Here is a 16,172-nt window from a genome sequence, read left to right on the forward strand (position 1 = left end):
TACTTCAATCTTTATTCTTTACTTTTGGTGAAATTTGATACAAAGATACATTGAAATGAGTAAAACCTCTCAAGAATATGATAAGGTTATCGCAATTTGCCGACAGCTTTACGCCAACAAAATGACAGATTATGGAAGCGCATGGAGAATCTTGAGATTACCATCATTAACCGACCAGATATTCATCAAAGCCCAACGCATCAGAAGTTTGCAACAAAACGACATTCGCAAGATTGACGAAGACGAAACCGGCGAATTCATTGGGATTATTAATTATTCAATCATAGCATTGATTCAACTTGATTTAGGCGTGGTAGATCAACCCGATTTAGATTCGGCTAAAGCTATTCAGTTATACGATGAAAAAATTGCAGCTACAAAATCACTAATGGAAGACAAAAACCATGATTATGGTGAAGCTTGGCGCGAAATGCGTGTGAGTTCGTTGACCGATTTGATTCTGCAAAAGTTACTTCGCGTAAAGCAAATAGAAGACAATAAAGGAAAAACGTTGGTTTCTGAAGGTATTGATGCTAATTATCAGGACATGATAAATTACTCCGTTTTTGCTTTGATTTTAATGAAATTTGGACAATAACCCTGCGGCGGCAATCAGGGTGACAAAAGTATACTATGAAAACATCAAAAAATTATATTGCCTGGACGCTGAGAATTGTTGTAGCATTTCTTTTTATTGTTTCTGCTTTGGCAAAATTGTCTAAAGGGCATTTATTGGATTCACCTTATTTTGCGATTTCAACTTTTGAAGTTAAGCAATTGTATCCAATGGGCTTTTCTGAAAGCTTTGCTCCTTATTTTTCCCGAACACTTATCGGTATTGAATTAGCATTGGGACTATTATTGCTGCAGAAAAACTATTTAAGAAAGTTTCTTATTCCGGTTACCATCTTGCTATTATTGGTATTTATTGGTCATTTGAGTTATGTGACTTTTTTAAGTGGTGGAAATAGCGGAAACTGTGGTTGTTTCGGAGAACTTTTACCAATGACACCCATTCAGGCTATTATCAAAAATATAGTAGCTGCCGGACTCTTGGCTTATCTGTTTGTTTTGTTACCTAAAGAAGCTAAAGAGGGAAATTTTTGGGTTTTAACCACTATTCTTTTTGCCTCCATTTTAGCTATCTTTATGTTGGCTCCAATACACCCACCGGCAAGTAGCTTTGAGCTAGCAACACCGGAAGAAACAATCAATGATACCATTCAGGCGGCAACAATTGACACTTCAGTAATATTAATTTCAAAAGATACTATAAAGAAAGTTGAGGACATAAAAACCGTTGTAAAAGAAATCAATGAACCTGCAAAGCACAAATCAGGTTATACTCAATATTTTTCTAAAATTGATACCGGTAGAAAAACACTTTGTTTTTTTGTGCCAGGCTGTGACCATTGTCGTGTTGCGGCAAAAGAATTGACAGAATTGCGTCAAAAAGATAAAAACTTTCCCGAAATTTCTATTATCTTTATGAACGAAGAAGCTGATTTAATTCCGGACTTTTTTAAATTTGCCGGTGCTGAATACCCATACAAAATAATCGAGGTTATTCCTTTTTGGAAAGTTTTAGGTTCTGGAAAAGACACACCCGGTGTAAAATATTTATGGAACGGAAATGAATATAAATATTATTATGGCATAACTGATAATAAATTTGACCCGGTTGACTATCAAAAATTGATTAACAAACCATTTTCCGAATTAAAAAAATAATTTGTTTTGTATCTTTTTACTATTTTTAATATAAATTTTAGATTATGCTTAAATATATAATGTCAACAAGATTACGTCAACGAGTATTTATGGGTATTGCCGGTTGTTTTGTTGTATTTATTTTGGGTTATTATGTTTTGGAGTACATCTCTACAATGGAAGATCCGCCATTAGGAAATACTGTTTATATACTAATCGGAAGTGCGCTCGTATTTTCTTCAGTAATTGGTGTTCTTATGATTATAAAATATCTTTATGATTATAAAAAGCAACAAGAAAGACGCGATCGTCGAAGAAAAAAACATAAGTTATTTTATCTGAAAGATCAAAAAAAAGAAACCGATTCCGATTAATTCGTTCGTCCCCAATTCAATAAAGAAACTATGAAAAAAATAATCCTCTGCATATTGGCAATAGTTGTTGCGTATGCATTTTCAACCGTTCACAATGATACATTTTCAAAAAAAGCATTATCCAAAAAATTAATTACTCCGGAAAACACTGAAATTTCATTTAAGAAAATTTTAAAAAAACATAGCGGAAAAGTTACCGTGATTGAAGTTTGGGCTTCATGGTGTGGAGATTGTGTCAAAGCTATGCCAAATGTAAAAGAAATGCAGACAAACCATCCAAATGTTGACTATGTGTTCATTTCCATGGATAAGGCTTTTGATAAATGGCAGGCCGGAATTGAAAAACACGAATTAAAAGGTGACCATTATTGGGCAACTGACGGAATGAAAGGTGCATTTGGAAAATCGATAAATTTAGATTGGATTCCGAGATACATCATTCTTGATAAAAAGGGGAAAATAGTTATTTATCGTGCTATTGAAACCGATTTCGCTAAAATTGACGAGCAATTAAAAAAACTAGAATAATGAGACAACAAATCGTTGCGGGTAATTGGAAAATGCACAAAAATGCAGAAGAAACAGAAGATTTATTAAACGAATTAATCGACAAATTACCTCATGATGTTGAAGTACAGATTATTGTGGCGCCCACATTTATTAACCTTGCCTCAGCAGTTGATCATTTAGAATTTACCAATATCGCTGTTGCCGCCCAAAATATGAGTCAGTTTGAAAGTGGCGCTTATACTGGCGAAATTTCGGCAGACATGCTTAAAAGTATTGGAGTCAATATTGTCATCATCGGTCATTCTGAACGACGTGCTTTTTTTCATGAAACTGATTTTATTTTGGCTGACAAAGTAACAACAGCTTTAAAACATAATATGACGGTAATTTTTTGTTTTGGAGAAGAATTAAAAGACCGGCAGAATAACCAACACTTCAATGTGGTGGAAAACCAATTGCGTGATGGTTTATTTCATATTAAGGATAAAGATTGGGAACAGATTATCTTAGCTTATGAACCCGTTTGGGCTATTGGAACTGGTGAAACTGCTTCACCTGAACAAGTACAGGAAATGCACCGATTTATAAGGGAAACTGTTAGGCAGCGTTTTGGAAGCAATGTTGCCGAAGATGTTTCCATTCTTTATGGCGGCAGTGTAAAACCGGATAATGCGAAAGAAATTTTCTCGAAACCAGATGTTGACGGCGGATTGATTGGAGGCGCAGCATTAAAAGCGATCGACTTTGCGTCAATTGTTAATTCGATATAAGAAAAGTAATGTTATTGTGAAAAATCTTTTAATTAATTTGAAAGGTTTTTTTTATAATTTATGTTCATATACTGCATTTTAACGATTTTTTTTGCATTTAATCAAACTTTACTTTTATTTTTACAATCTAATTTAAAGTCAAAATTAAATGAAAACAAGATTCGCCCTATATCTTGTGCTTTTATTCTCAATGAGTACCTACGCACAAATTGATTCTCAGAAACGGTTTCAATCCGAATCGAGAAAATACTATACTTGGAACACGGAGTTCGAAAAATATGAATTGAAAGAGACAGAATATGAAAACTCTGTTATTGATATTCGTGAAATGGGCTCAAAAACTAATGGCTATATTGTCATTAGTATGATTGACAATGGTCAGGTGCGACTGCATCATGGCTCTATCGTTGAGTTCTCACAAACGAGTGAAGTAGAAGGAACATGGTTATTACGTTCCAAATTTATGAAGGCAAAACTAGTTTATAATCCAAAAGAAAATACCATCACCTATCTTTATGATGCTGAGGGAAAACGCTACAGTAAGTTAATGATCTTTAGTGTAACTCCAGACGAAATTCCAAATGCCAGTTTAAAAACAGTTGCCAAAACTGACGATTAATTTTTTTGCCTAAATGACTTTTATGTAAAGTTAGCGATTGTTACCTTTGCAAAAAACAAACAATGTCCAATATTTATTTAGGGTATCATTTTTCGGTTGTACCAAAAGAACTTGGCTCTGAAATTTTAATTGCAGAGTTGGGAGAAAAGCCTTTTGAAAGTTTTATTGAAACTGAACAAGGTTTTAGCGCATATATTCAAAAAAACCTTTGTAATAAAGACATACTAGATGATATTTATTTGCTACATTCTCCTGAGTTCACTATTTCCTACACAATCGAAGAAATTGACCAGGTCAATTGGAACGAAGAATGGGAAAAAAACTTTGAAGCCATCGATGTAGATGGAAAATGTCACGTACGCGCACCTTTTCATCCAAAAACAAATGCTGAATTCGATATTATTATTGAGCCTAAAATGAGTTTCGGAACGGGTCATCACGAAACTACACACATGATGATTCAGCATCTTTTAGAAATTGATGTTACAAATATGAAAACGTTAGATATGGGGTGCGGAACAGCTATTTTAGCTATTCTTGCCGAAATGAAAGGCGCAAAACCTATTGATGCAATTGATATTGACAATTGGTGTTATTTGAATTCCGTCGAAAATGCCGAACGCAATAATTGTCATGAAATATCCGTTTATGAAGGCAACGCTTCTTTGCTTAAAGGAAGAAATTACGATTTGATTATTGCCAATATCAATCGCAACATTTTGCTAGACGATATGCAGGTATACGTTGATTGTTTAAACAAAAACGGTATCCTTTTGTTAAGCGGATTTTACAATGATGACATACCATTTATTAACGAATCATGTACCGAAAAAGGGTTGGCTTTTGTTAAAAAAATTGAAAAAAATAAATGGGTTTCTTTGAAATATGTAAATTAATTGCAACTATTTTCAGAGCAGGCAAAAGAGAACAAAAATGAGTACTATTGAAAAAGTTCAAGAAGACGTTTTAGTCGAAGAACAAATTGGAATTAACAACGAAATCGTATTATATAACGATGACGTCAACACTTTTGACCATGTGATTGACACATTGATCCATGTTTGTAATCATACATCGGAACAAGCAGAACAATGCGCAATTTTAGTTCACTATAAAGGTAAATGTACCGTAAAAACAGGTTCTTTGGATGAATTAAAACCTCAGTGTATCCAACTTTTGGATGCAGGCTTGAGCGCAGAAATTATTTAAATTTCCAGTCAAACTCATCCTTGTCGTTTATAATCGCACCAATTTCAATCCGAATTATATCATCATATTCTGATTGAAGAATTAGCCAATTGCTTTCATTGAAGTGATTTTCAGTCGTGTCAAATTCTTCTTTTGTCCATGATTTAAAAGGCAGTTCCGTTTTTATCGTTTCTATATTTCTTCCAACAACTTTTTTATCCAAAATGGTGGCTTCCGCATGTGAACAAATAATATACCCCAAACGAAAACCTTCATCTTTATAAAAGGTTAGACTCAATTTTTGTTCGTTGTACAAACAAATAACATTATCATCCTCATCGCTGTATTGTTTGCTGGGCTTACCGTACAGCAGCTCAACATCTTTTTGTTTCATTCCAAAAAGCAATTTGTCGACACCATTTTTTAAGTTAATAGTCATAATTTTTTTATAATAAAAATTCGTAAATATTTAAATTAATAAGAAAAAAAGCATAAATTAGTAATGACTTATTTTGCAAAGTTAAATTATAATTAATAATTTATTTTATGAAATCAAATCAAATACAAACATTAACAGTCGCACTGAGTGTAATTGTGTTTAGTATTTCACTGACGCAATATGTAGTTACCATTGATTATGATATAGTTGATCCTGTTAGATCATGGCAATATTTAACCGTCGGTAGTGTTGCCCTATTTGGCGGAGGGATATTAGAATGGTTTATTTGGCTGGCAAATCCTTTGTATATAATTTCAATTAGTTTGTTTATTAAAAAATTATAAGCTATCGATGATTACGGCTTTTCTAGAATTAAACAATTTCATTCCAACTAACAGTTACGCTAAATCATACAAATTATTCTAAAATTTGTATAACGCTTAATTTTAAAAAAAGAGGCAATTTAGCTAGGCAGTAATGAAGTTGCAATTAATAGCTAACTAACAATGTGGTGGCAGTATTTATTAGTTTTTGCAGGAGCTTTTGTATTTGACGTAGTTCCCATTCCGTTTCCTCCTGCGTTTTCAGTTATGATTCCTCTGCAAATAATGTATAACCTTAATCCTTGGGCAGTAACGGTAGTGGGTGTCGCAGGTTCTATTTTAGGAAGATACGTGCTTACATTATATATTCCCTTGTTGTCTGATAAAATCTTCAAACCAAAAAAGAATAAGGAAGTTCAGTTTCTAGGCAAAAAATTAACTGAAAAAGGTTGGAAAAGCCAGGCTATTATTCTGGGATATTCGTTATTGCCGTTGCCCACGACTCCATTGTTTTTAGCAGGAGGAATGGCACGGATAAAACCAATCCAAATCATTCCTGCATTCTTTATTGGCAAATTCATAAGTGATGCCGTTGCGGTTCATCTTGGGAAATTTGCTTCTGAAAATGTTGGTGATACAATGAATCAACTTTTATCATGGAAGTCAATTACCGGTTTAGTACTCAGTTTATTGTTTATTTGCGCACTATTATTTATCGACTGGTTTTTGCTCCTGGAAAAAAAACAATTTAAATTAAACTTTAGGATTCTGAAATAAGTATCTAATATTCAAACTTTCCAAACTCACTTTCTATAGTGAGTTTTTTAGTCCTGTTCTGATGCAAATCAGAGCTTATGGCTTCAACCCTTCCGACAATTTGGGCATCAACACCAAAAGATTTAGAGATTTCTATAAGATCATTGGCAATTCCAGTAGGAACATATAATTCCATTCTGTGGCCACAATTAAAAACCTGATACATTTCCTTCCAATCTGTTTTGGATTGCACCTGGATGAGTTTGAATAATGGTGGCACAGGAAATAAATTATCTTTTATCACATGGACATTGTCCACAAAATGTAGCACCTTTGTTTGCGCTCCACCCGAACAGTGAACCATTCCGTGAATGTCTTTTGGAGTATATTTGCGTAAGATGGTTTTGATAATTGGTGCATAAGTCCGCGTTGGTGACAACACTAATTTTCCGGCATCAATTGGAGAATTCTTCACTTGATCAGTCAGTTTTGTATTTCCGGAATACACTAAATCATTTGGCACAGAACTGTCAAAACTTTCAGGATATTTATCGGCAAGATATTTGGCAAAAACATCATGTCGTGCCGATGTCAGTCCGTTGCTTCCCATTCCGCCGTTATAGGTTCTCTCATATTTGGCCTGACCGAAAGAAGCCAATCCAACAATCACATCACCAGCTTTTATATTGGCATTGTCAATCACATCGCTCCGTTTCATTCTTGCGGTAACGGTGGAGTCGACAATTATTGTTCGAACTAAATCGCCAACATCGGCGGTTTCACCACCGGTGGAATGAATCGTTACACCAAAGGTTTTCAGTTCGGCAATCAATTCTTCGGTTCCGTTGATAATGGCAGAAATAACTTCCGCGGGAATCAGGTTTTTGTTTCTTCCAATTGTAGAAGATAGCAGGATATTATCAGTGGCACCAACACAAAGCAAATCGTCAATATTCATAATCAACGCATCCTGCGCAATGCCTTTCCAAACGGAAATATCCCCAGTTTCTTTCCAATATAAGTAGGCCAAAGACGATTTTGTTCCGGCACCATCAGCGTGCATTATCAAGCAATAATCTTCATCATTGGTGAGATAATCGGGAACAATTTTACAAAATGCTTTTGGAAATAATCCTTTGTCGATATTTTTAATAGCGTTGTGAACATCTTCTTTTGAAGCCGAAACTCCACGAAGATTGTAACGTTGACTGTTATCGGAACTCATGTGTAGTAGTTGGTTGCCCTTCGACAGGCTTAGGGTAAAGTTGTGTCGCAAAGATAGTAATAAGAATTAGGACACGAACAAAATTAATTCCAATTAATTTTGAGAATTGGCGAAGCAATTACGAATTTTGGATAATTATTTCTCAACAATCAGTATCTCTACACGTCTATTTTCATTTTCTTCCTGCTCATTTTTTTCAGGAATGGGATGAATTGGTCTTGTAGTTCCATATCCCTTGAAAGTCATTCGCTTTCTGTCAATTTTGCTTCGTAGCAAATAATTATAAATGGCTCGGGCACGTGCTGTGGAAACATCGTTTTTATCTCCAAAAGTCTGGCAACAAATGTGCCCCTGTATTTCGATTTTCAGTTTTGGATTTTCTTCCATCGCGCAGCGCAAATCAATTAGTGTTGGTTGTGACTTGGGAACAATTCGTGCCGAATTATTAAAGAAATAAATGTTGGGTAACGTAATTAGTTCGCCAACTTTAGAGCTTTTTATTTTTTTTGTAAGTTCACTTTCAACGGGTAAAAGCAAAGGTTCATTGTAGAAAACAGTTACCTTTCTATTCTCAGCCTGAACTCTGGACTGTTTGAAATCTTTACCAAAAGCTATTTTTTCTAGATCTTTATTGAATTTCAATCCGCTTTTGTCCAATAAAATCTGGACATTTTCAATACGCCTTAATGCTAATTTTTTATTGTAATCCTTAGTGTCAATGCTATCGCAATAACCCAATAATTTAGTGATTTCAATGTTTTTGTTATTGGCAATCCATTCATTAATTTCTAAAATTGAAGTTGGATTAGGAAAGTCTTTATTAAAATCGAAAAAGACTTCCACTTGCTTTTGTCCAAATGATTTAAGGGAAACCAGAAAAAACAATATGATAATTTTTAATTTCATTATTTATTTACAATTAAAATTTCTACTCTGCGATTGGCCGCCCGTTCTTTTTCATTCTTTTCGGGCAAACGATAAACTGGATCGTTGCTACCGTAGCCTCTAAATGCCAATCTACTTACTTCTACTCCGTATTTTGTCAAATATTTTAAAATAACCAAGGCTCTCCTATAGGATAATTTGGTGTCATTCGGATTTTGATTGCAGCAAATATGCCCTTGTATTTCAATCGTTAAGTTTGGATTATTCATCATAATATCGAGTAATTCATCTAAAAGTGGCAGCGATTGATCCATTACTCTTTCTGAATTATAATAAAAGTTGATATTATTTATTCTGACCAAATCTCCTTTTTTGGCTTTATGAAATTTTGTTTCCAATGTTGCCCTTTCTTCTTCGACAAGAACATCAATATCAGCTTTCAATAGGTCCTCTTCTACTTTCTCTTTTGCTATTACTTCTTTAACTTGCCTTCTCCCAAAAGGACCATCAGGTAGTGTTGCAACATTTTTTACATCAACAGTTTTAGTAACATTAAGATTATAAAAAACTTCTACTTTCCTGTTCTCGCTTTGATTTTTGGAGGATTTAAAGTCTTTGCCAAATGATTTCAAGACTACTTTATCAGCAATTTTTATGTTGTTATTTTTAAAAATTGCTACCATTGCATTAACTCTTCTCATGGCTAAATCTTTATTGTACTTACTGTCGTCAATACTATCGCAATAGCCTAGAACTTTAGTAATTTCGGTCATTTTATTATCTAAAATCCATTGATTTATTTTAATTTGTGATGCTTTATTGGGAACATCTTTATTAAAGTCAAAATAAACATCAAGTTTATTTTGGCTGAACCCATATAACGAAAATAGTAAAATACAAAGTATGTAATTTTTTCGCATACTAATTTTCTACAATTAAAATTTCAACCCTGCGGTTGGCAGCACGTTCCTGTTCATCTTTTTCGGGTAATGGATAAATGGGTTGTGTGCTTCCAAAACCTTTATACGACAATCTGTCTTTGAGAATATCATGTTTGACCAAAAAGTTAAAAATGGCTTTGGCCCGCTGTGTTGATAAATCAGTTCTGTCAACAGGCATGCAGCATAAGTGCCCCTGAATTTCAATTTTTAAACTTGGATTTTTTTCAAGCACTAAAAGCAACTCATACAATTTTCCGCGAGATTCATTAACTACCGCAAAAGTGTTAATTATAAAATTGAGGTTTTGGATTTGGAGTTTTTCGCCCGTTTTTGCTTCACCAACTTTCTTCATAAAAGCGGTGTCGAGTTTGAACTCTGATTTGGTTCCGTTTGGATTTTCAAAAACTAACTTTTCTGGATATACAATTTCAGGTTTAGCTACGCTCAGTTCGGCTGTGCCTCGGGTTGGGAGCTTTTCGACAATCTCGTTTTTAATTCCCAGGATTTCGTCTTCGCGAGCCAAATCCTTTTCCAGGATATAATAGATAATTACCCGCCTATTTTCCTCTTTATTCTTAGATTGCGCAAAGCTTTCGCCAAAGCTTCTGGTCTTAAAATCTTCTCTGATTTTGATTTGATTTTTGACAGCATTAAAAATAAATTTTACTCGTTTTTGAGCTAAAGTATCATTAAAACCATTGGTTCCATCCGCATCGGTAAAACCATGAATGGCGACAATTTTATTATTTTTATTTTCAGAAATCCAAGTGTTTAGTTTTGTATTTTCCAGGTTGTTTAATTCAAACTTATTACTGTCAAAATAGACTGTAATTTGCTCCTGAGCATAAAATGAGGTTGTAAAAAGAAGTGAAAAAAGAAAAACAAAAATAGGTTTCATAAGTTGTTTTTAATACTAACGTAAGTTATATAAAAATAGTATATATAGTTTGTATAAAATAATTATTTTACAATCAAAAATTTGTTATTTTTGTAAATAAAAACTTTAGCAAATGAAACACTTACTACTATTCTGTTTTCTAATTGCCACTATTTCAGTAAGTTCACAATCGGTGATACAATCAGTAAATCGGGAAGTTTGATGCTTTATAACTATCGGAGGTTTCACTGGCGTTTACTTAATTACGGAACGCCAATATCTTTTCCGGGTGCAACATCAACCCAAAAAAATTTCAGAGTTAACTTAGTGATTAGCTTAATGGTTCCGGTACTTATTCAATTACACAACTTCCTTAATTTGTCTTTATAAAAAATTAAAACCTGCTCAATGAGCGGGTTTTTTTATCAATAGTAACTGCTTATTAGGTCTTTAATTTCATCAATAAATCCAACTGGATTTTCATAATCTTATTTTCTTCTTCAAGGTTGGCAATTCTTTTTTCGTTAGCTGTCTTAAAGGCAAGTTTTTCTTGGGCATCTCTATCTGTTTTTGAAAATTCTGAAGGGAGATCATTAGCAATATCCTGAAAGATATTGTATTTCATAGCATAACACAAATCAATCAAAATACCAGTCTGAATGCTCTCGTTTCTTATGTATTTATACATAGAACTTCCCGGTCTGCCTATAGCGTTTTCTATTTCTGAATTAGTAAACTTTAATTGAGACAACAATTGTTCAATCAACTTTCCGGTATTTATATTATGCTTGCTTTTTATCATCTTTCTAAACGTAATTTATTTCATCAAAACTATTAATAGTTTTACTTAAATGCAAATTTATTTACCTAAAATGCAAAAAAATTAAACTTTAAGATAAAATAATTTAGATTAAAGTATTATTAATTTAACTTTTATTCTAATTAATTTTCTTATTAAGTAAATTAATTTAACTTTTAAGATAACTATATTACCTTTTAAGCTATTTAATTTAATTTTAAGTTAAATTAATTCTACCTTAATGCCAGTTATTTTTAAATAAAAGCCATTGTTTAGTTTATACAATAAAAAACCCGCTCATTTAGCGGGTTTTTTTTATTTGAGGAACTACTAAATTATAACTAACGTGTAAATAATAATTCTCTGTATTTTGTCAATGTCCAAATTTCATCATCAACCACAAGTTCTAATTTATCGGCGTGTTCCCTTATAACATCAAAATATGGTTTTACTTTATCACAATACATTTCTGCCATTTTTTGAGCATCTGTTAAAGCATTTGCTTTTTTACGTGCTTCAGTCATTGCGTCAACATTGGTATTAATTCCTTCGATGTGAGCTGAAATTTCCTTGATGATTGAAATTTGTTCTTTGGCGACTTTCTCAAAGTCTTTTCCGAAGATATCTTTCAAACCACGTACGTTTTCAATCAGCGTATTTTGATACCGAATTGCTGTTGGAATAACATGGTTACGGGCAATATCCCCAAGAACTCTTCCTTCAATCTGGATTTTCTTTGTGTATTCTTCCAATTCAATTTCGTAACGCGCTTCCACTTCAACATGATTCATTACATTCAAATCCTTAAATAAATCCAATGCCTTTTTAGAAACTTTAGCTTTCAAAGCTGTTGGCGTTGTTTTATGATTGCTCAAACCACGTTTCTTCGCTTCTTTTTCCCAAGCTTCACTATAACCATCTCCTTCAAAAAGAATATTTTTTGTTTCCTTAATATATTCTCTTAATACATTGAAAATAGCTTCGTCTTTCTTTAAATCTTTTTTCTCGATTAAAGCATCGACTTCTTTTTTGAAATCTTTTAATTGTTTGGCCACTATAGAATTTAAAGTTGTCATCGCATTAGCGCAGTTCGCAGAAGAACCTACAGCTCGGAACTCAAATTTGTTTCCGGTGAAAGCAAATGGGGATGTTCTGTTTCTATCGGTATTATCCAAAATTACTTCAGGTATTTTTCCAACCACATTCAATTTTAAATCGGTTTTTTCTTCGGGAGATAATTTCCCTTTGGTTACGCCTTCCAATTCCGCTAAAACTTTTGTCAATTGTTGTCCGATAAAAACCGAAATGATTGCCGGTGGCGCTTCATTTGCCCCTAATCTATGGTCATTACTTGCAGTTGCAATAGCAGCACGAAGTAACTCTTCATATTCAGATACCGCTTTTATTGTATTGATAAAAAACGATAAAAATTGCAAATTGCTCATTGGCGTTTTTCCCGGAGACAATAAATTTACTCCGGTATCAGTTGCCATCGACCAGTTGTTATGTTTTCCTGAACCGTTTACTCCCTGAAAAGGTTTTTCGTGGAAAAGCACTTTAAAATCATGGCGCTCACCAACTTTTGACATTACATCCATCAACAATGAATTATGGTCAACCGCTAAATTGGTTTCTTCAAAAATTGGAGCCAACTCAAACTGGTTTGGTGCTACTTCATTATGACGTGTTTTAACCGGAATTCCGAGCAACATACATTCTTCCTCAAGTTCGCGCATATAATTCAAGGCACGAGATGGAATTGACCCAAAATAATGATCATCTAATTGTTGCCCTTTTGCCGAAGTGTGACCTAGCAAAGTTCTTCCAGTCATAACAATATCTGGTCTAGAGTTTGCCAACGAAGCATCCACTAAAAAATATTCTTGCTCCCAGCCTAAAGTGGCCGTTACTTTTTTTACATTTTTATCAAAATATTTACAAACATCAACTGCAGCTTCATCAACCGCATTTAAAGCGCGTAAAAGTGGGGTTTTATAATCTAAAGCTTCACCTGTATAGGAGATAAAAACTGTAGGAATACATAAGGTTGTTCCAAAAATAAATGCTGGAGAAGTTGGATCCCAAGCGGTATAACCACGGGCTTCGAATGTATTTCTAATTCCACCATTTGGAAAAGACGAAGCATCCGGCTCTTGTTGCACTAATTGTCCACCACCAAATTTCTCAACGGGGTCTGAACCATCATAAGATGTTTCAAAAAAAGCATCATGCTTTTCAGCAGTAGATCCAGTCAAGGGTTGAAACCAGTGTGTATAATGCGTTACGCCTTTTGATAAAGCCCATTCTTTCATTCCCATTGCTATATAATCCGCAAGCTTTCTGTCAATTTTAGTTCCGTGCTGTACAGCGTCTTTTACCCCTTTGTGTGCATCCGCAGTTAAAAACTGCTTCATTGCTTTATCATTAAAAACATTTGAACCAAAAAGGTCTGATTTTCTTCCGGACTCTTCAAATTTTACTGGTTTTCTGCCTGATGCATCTTTTAATGCTTGGAAACGTAACGTTGACATGAATTTAAATTTTGATGTTATACCCTATTAATTTGAATGCAAATATAATAATATTTTAATATAAAAATATCTATACCCTATTTTTTATAGGGTATAAATAAAAAATATAGATGTTTTAATTATAAAATAGTTAAAGTAGTGATAGCTAACTTTTCAATCCACTATATTTGTAGCATAAAATCATATATTATGATCGTTTGGATATCATTCTTAGCCATTATTTTTATTTTCCTTGCCGTAGATTTGGGTGTTTTTAATAAAACGCCACATGTCATCAGTTCAAAAGAGGCTTCAATTTGGACTGGAGTTTGGGTCACCCTTTCCTTTGCATTTTCAGGAATAGTAAATTTGTTATACAGCAACGAATGTATTGCTAACCCAACAGGAATTAAACCTTCTGAAGCGACAATAAAATACATAACCGGTTACCTTATTGAATTGTCTTTAAGTATTGATAATATTTTCATAATAGCTGTAATCTTTGCTTCTTTTAAAATATCTCAGAAATACCAACATCGTGTTTTGTTTTGGGGAATATTAGGCGCAATTATTTTTAGAGGATTAATGATTTTCTTTGGCGTAGTATTAATCAATAAGTTCAGTTGGATGACATATTTGTTTGGTGCATTTTTACTTTTTACAGCCTTTAAAATGCTATTCAAAAATGAAAATGACGACTTTAATCCGAAAGAATCTTTTGTATATAGAATCATTGGTAAATTCATTCCAATTACAACCCATACAGAGAAGGAACATTTCTTTACAAAAATTAACAACGTAAACCATGCTACGCCACTTTTTGTTGCGTTGATTGTTATTGAAGTTATGGACATGCTTTTTGCTCTGGATAGTGTTCCTGCAATTTTGGCCATAACCTCTGACCCATTTATAGTTTTTAGTTCGAATATTTTTGCAATTCTGGGTTTACGTTCGATGTATTTCTTTTTGGCAAATATGTTGGAAAAATTCAGTCATCTGGAATATAGCTTGATTGCTATTTTAACTTTTGTAGGTATTAAAATGCTACTAGTGGAACATTACAAATTCCCTGAATGGATGTCATTAAGCTTTATTGCTCTTTCATTATTAGTTGGTATTATAGTTTCAATAAAAAAAAGTGATACGAAATAAATACAGTGACTTACTTTTTATCAATAAAAAAACCTCTTCGAGATGAAGAGGTTTTTTATTAATTAAACTATTTAAAGTTATCTTTTAATTACTCGAAGAGTTTTAACTTCAGAACCCTGTGTAACTATTACATTGTAAACACCGGAAGGATAACGATTCCCAACTTTTAATGCTGGTACATCTTCTAAATTCACCTCCTGTTTTTCAAGTAATTTCCCCATCATATCATAAATAGAAACTCCTACTTTATCAACACTTGGCGTTGTTATTTCCAAGTTGAAGCTGTCAGTGTATGGATTTGGATGTAGTACTACTTGCATTTTTGGAGTAGTCTTATCTGCTTCCGCTGTGCAATTTGTTGCTGTAGTAGCCCTGGTTCCTCCTAAAGGACATCCTGTATTATTAAACGTATCCAATTGAGAACCCAATGTTCCTGGCGCTGTTCCTCCAATTTCATAAGCTTGGTTAACTGCATCAATAACTGACTGCGCATCATCTCCATAACCTGCGTAATTAACATCATTACCACAAGCATTTAACAGTGCAGCAACTCCTTGGCGAGCTAAATTATAAATACCACCGCCACCTAAATTTAGAGCTTCTAATAGAGTCAGATTAGCTAACCTTGCCGGTGCATTTGTAAACACATCGCCAAATCTATCGCAAGTTCTGTACGCCGAACACCATCTGTCTGTATGATTTTTCCAGTATCCTAAAGTACATCCTTCTAAACCTTGAGAAGGCACATAGAATCCTGCATCAATAGTCAAATTATTATTTATAGTCACCGTAACTAACGTTCGGGTACTTTCACATGAATTCAATGTTTGTGACACATAGTAGTTACCTGTTGATAAAGCTGTGGTTAATGTTAAAGCACTACCGCCAGAGGTAACCGTAAACCATTGCAAAGCAGTTCCTGTTGCAACTAAATTAGCCACGGTGCCTGAATTACAAAATACCTGATTTGATGCCGTTGGTGCAACTGTTACATTTACAGTTACTGCAACAGTAGTTCTCGCACTCTCAATGGAATTTACCGTTTGTGATACATAATAATTACCTGTAGATAAAGCTGTAGTCGATGTCAAAGC

The 16,172-nt window shown here is 33.8% G+C and carries 19 protein-coding genes; 11 read left to right on the forward strand and 8 right to left on the reverse strand.

Annotation, left to right across the window (positions count from 1 at the left end):
- Positions 1-55 precede the first annotated feature (55 nt).
- From Q0Q99_RS02615 to Q0Q99_RS02650, 8 genes are all read left to right on the forward strand, one after another.
- The gene (locus Q0Q99_RS02615) at positions 56-598 is read left to right on the forward strand and encodes a DUF1599 domain-containing protein (protein WP_293890997.1); all 543 of its coding nucleotides are present in this window, start codon (positions 56-58) and stop codon (positions 596-598) included.
- 35 nt (positions 599-633) lie between these two features.
- Positions 634-1,731 (forward strand): MauE/DoxX family redox-associated membrane protein, encoded by a 1,098-nt coding sequence (locus tag Q0Q99_RS02620; RefSeq protein ID WP_293890999.1) that lies wholly within the window; start codon positions 634-636, stop codon positions 1,729-1,731.
- Between the two features lie 44 nt (positions 1,732-1,775).
- The gene (locus Q0Q99_RS02625) at positions 1,776-2,084 is read left to right on the forward strand and encodes a hypothetical protein (RefSeq protein ID WP_293891002.1); all 309 of its coding nucleotides are present in this window, start codon (positions 1,776-1,778) and stop codon (positions 2,082-2,084) included.
- Between the two features lie 30 nt (positions 2,085-2,114).
- The gene (locus Q0Q99_RS02630; protein WP_293891005.1) at positions 2,115-2,612 is read left to right on the forward strand and encodes a TlpA family protein disulfide reductase; all 498 of its coding nucleotides are present in this window, start codon (positions 2,115-2,117) and stop codon (positions 2,610-2,612) included.
- The gene (gene tpiA / locus Q0Q99_RS02635) at positions 2,612-3,364 is read left to right on the forward strand and encodes a triose-phosphate isomerase (protein ID WP_293891008.1); all 753 of its coding nucleotides are present in this window, start codon (positions 2,612-2,614) and stop codon (positions 3,362-3,364) included. The genes Q0Q99_RS02630 and tpiA overlap by 1 nt, the downstream gene beginning before the upstream one ends.
- A 148-nt stretch (positions 3,365-3,512) precedes the next feature.
- On the forward strand, positions 3,513-3,983 hold the full coding sequence (locus Q0Q99_RS02640) for a hypothetical protein (protein ID WP_293891010.1): 471 nt from the start codon (positions 3,513-3,515) through the stop codon (positions 3,981-3,983).
- Between the two features lie 62 nt (positions 3,984-4,045).
- The gene (prmA, locus tag Q0Q99_RS02645; protein ID WP_293891013.1) at positions 4,046-4,879 is read left to right on the forward strand and encodes a 50S ribosomal protein L11 methyltransferase; all 834 of its coding nucleotides are present in this window, start codon (positions 4,046-4,048) and stop codon (positions 4,877-4,879) included.
- A gap of 37 nt (positions 4,880-4,916) precedes the next feature.
- Positions 4,917-5,192 (forward strand): ATP-dependent Clp protease adaptor ClpS, encoded by a 276-nt coding sequence (locus Q0Q99_RS02650; protein ID WP_293891016.1) that lies wholly within the window; start codon positions 4,917-4,919, stop codon positions 5,190-5,192.
- On the opposite strand, the gene Q0Q99_RS02655 is transcribed toward Q0Q99_RS02650, so the two are convergent.
- Positions 5,185-5,610: a hypothetical protein gene (locus Q0Q99_RS02655; protein WP_293891019.1), complete on the reverse strand. Its 426-nt coding sequence runs from the start codon at positions 5,608-5,610 to the stop codon at positions 5,185-5,187. The two genes, Q0Q99_RS02650 and Q0Q99_RS02655, sit on opposite strands and share 8 nt — an antisense overlap.
- A 107-nt stretch (positions 5,611-5,717) precedes the next feature.
- Between Q0Q99_RS02655 and Q0Q99_RS02660 the strand changes: the two genes are divergently transcribed.
- Entirely contained in the window at positions 5,718-5,954 is a 237-nt protein-coding gene (locus Q0Q99_RS02660; protein WP_293891022.1) for a hypothetical protein, read from the forward strand.
- Between the two features lie 162 nt (positions 5,955-6,116).
- A complete protein-coding gene (locus tag Q0Q99_RS02665) occupies positions 6,117-6,710 on the forward strand; it encodes a hypothetical protein (RefSeq protein WP_293891025.1) in 594 nt (197 codons plus the stop codon).
- A 4-nt stretch (positions 6,711-6,714) separates the two neighbouring features.
- On the opposite strand, the gene Q0Q99_RS02670 is transcribed toward Q0Q99_RS02665, so the two are convergent.
- From Q0Q99_RS02670 to Q0Q99_RS02695, 6 genes are all read right to left on the reverse strand, one after another.
- On the reverse strand, positions 6,715-7,914 hold the full coding sequence (locus tag Q0Q99_RS02670) for an AIR synthase related protein (protein ID WP_293891028.1): 1,200 nt from the start codon (positions 7,912-7,914) through the stop codon (positions 6,715-6,717).
- Between the two features lie 135 nt (positions 7,915-8,049).
- The gene (locus Q0Q99_RS02675) at positions 8,050-8,820 is read right to left on the reverse strand and encodes an OmpA family protein (protein ID WP_293891031.1); all 771 of its coding nucleotides are present in this window, start codon (positions 8,818-8,820) and stop codon (positions 8,050-8,052) included.
- Complete coding sequence (locus Q0Q99_RS02680) at positions 8,820-9,719, reverse strand: OmpA family protein (RefSeq protein ID WP_293891034.1); 900 nt, start codon at positions 9,717-9,719, stop codon at positions 8,820-8,822. Before Q0Q99_RS02680 ends, Q0Q99_RS02675 begins: the two co-directional genes overlap by 1 nt.
- A 1-nt stretch (position 9,720) precedes the next feature.
- Positions 9,721-10,638 (reverse strand): OmpA family protein, encoded by a 918-nt coding sequence (locus tag Q0Q99_RS02685; protein WP_293891037.1) that lies wholly within the window; start codon positions 10,636-10,638, stop codon positions 9,721-9,723.
- A 421-nt stretch (positions 10,639-11,059) separates the two neighbouring features.
- The gene (locus tag Q0Q99_RS02690) at positions 11,060-11,419 is read right to left on the reverse strand and encodes a hypothetical protein (protein ID WP_293891040.1); all 360 of its coding nucleotides are present in this window, start codon (positions 11,417-11,419) and stop codon (positions 11,060-11,062) included.
- A gap of 338 nt (positions 11,420-11,757) precedes the next feature.
- Complete coding sequence (locus Q0Q99_RS02695; RefSeq protein ID WP_293891043.1) at positions 11,758-13,947, reverse strand: glutamine synthetase III; 2,190 nt, start codon at positions 13,945-13,947, stop codon at positions 11,758-11,760.
- Between the two features lie 189 nt (positions 13,948-14,136).
- Between Q0Q99_RS02695 and Q0Q99_RS02700 the strand changes: the two genes are divergently transcribed.
- Positions 14,137-15,078: a TerC family protein gene (locus Q0Q99_RS02700; RefSeq protein ID WP_293891046.1), complete on the forward strand. Its 942-nt coding sequence runs from the start codon at positions 14,137-14,139 to the stop codon at positions 15,076-15,078.
- A 77-nt stretch (positions 15,079-15,155) separates the two neighbouring features.
- Here Q0Q99_RS02700 and Q0Q99_RS02705 read toward each other — a convergent pair.
- On the reverse strand, positions 15,156-16,172 hold a 1,017-nt coding region (locus Q0Q99_RS02705; RefSeq protein WP_293891049.1), incomplete at its 5' end, for a T9SS type A sorting domain-containing protein.

It is taken from the genome of Flavobacterium sp. (assembly GCF_025352425.1).
Lineage (GTDB): Bacteria > Bacteroidota > Bacteroidia > Flavobacteriales > Flavobacteriaceae > Flavobacterium.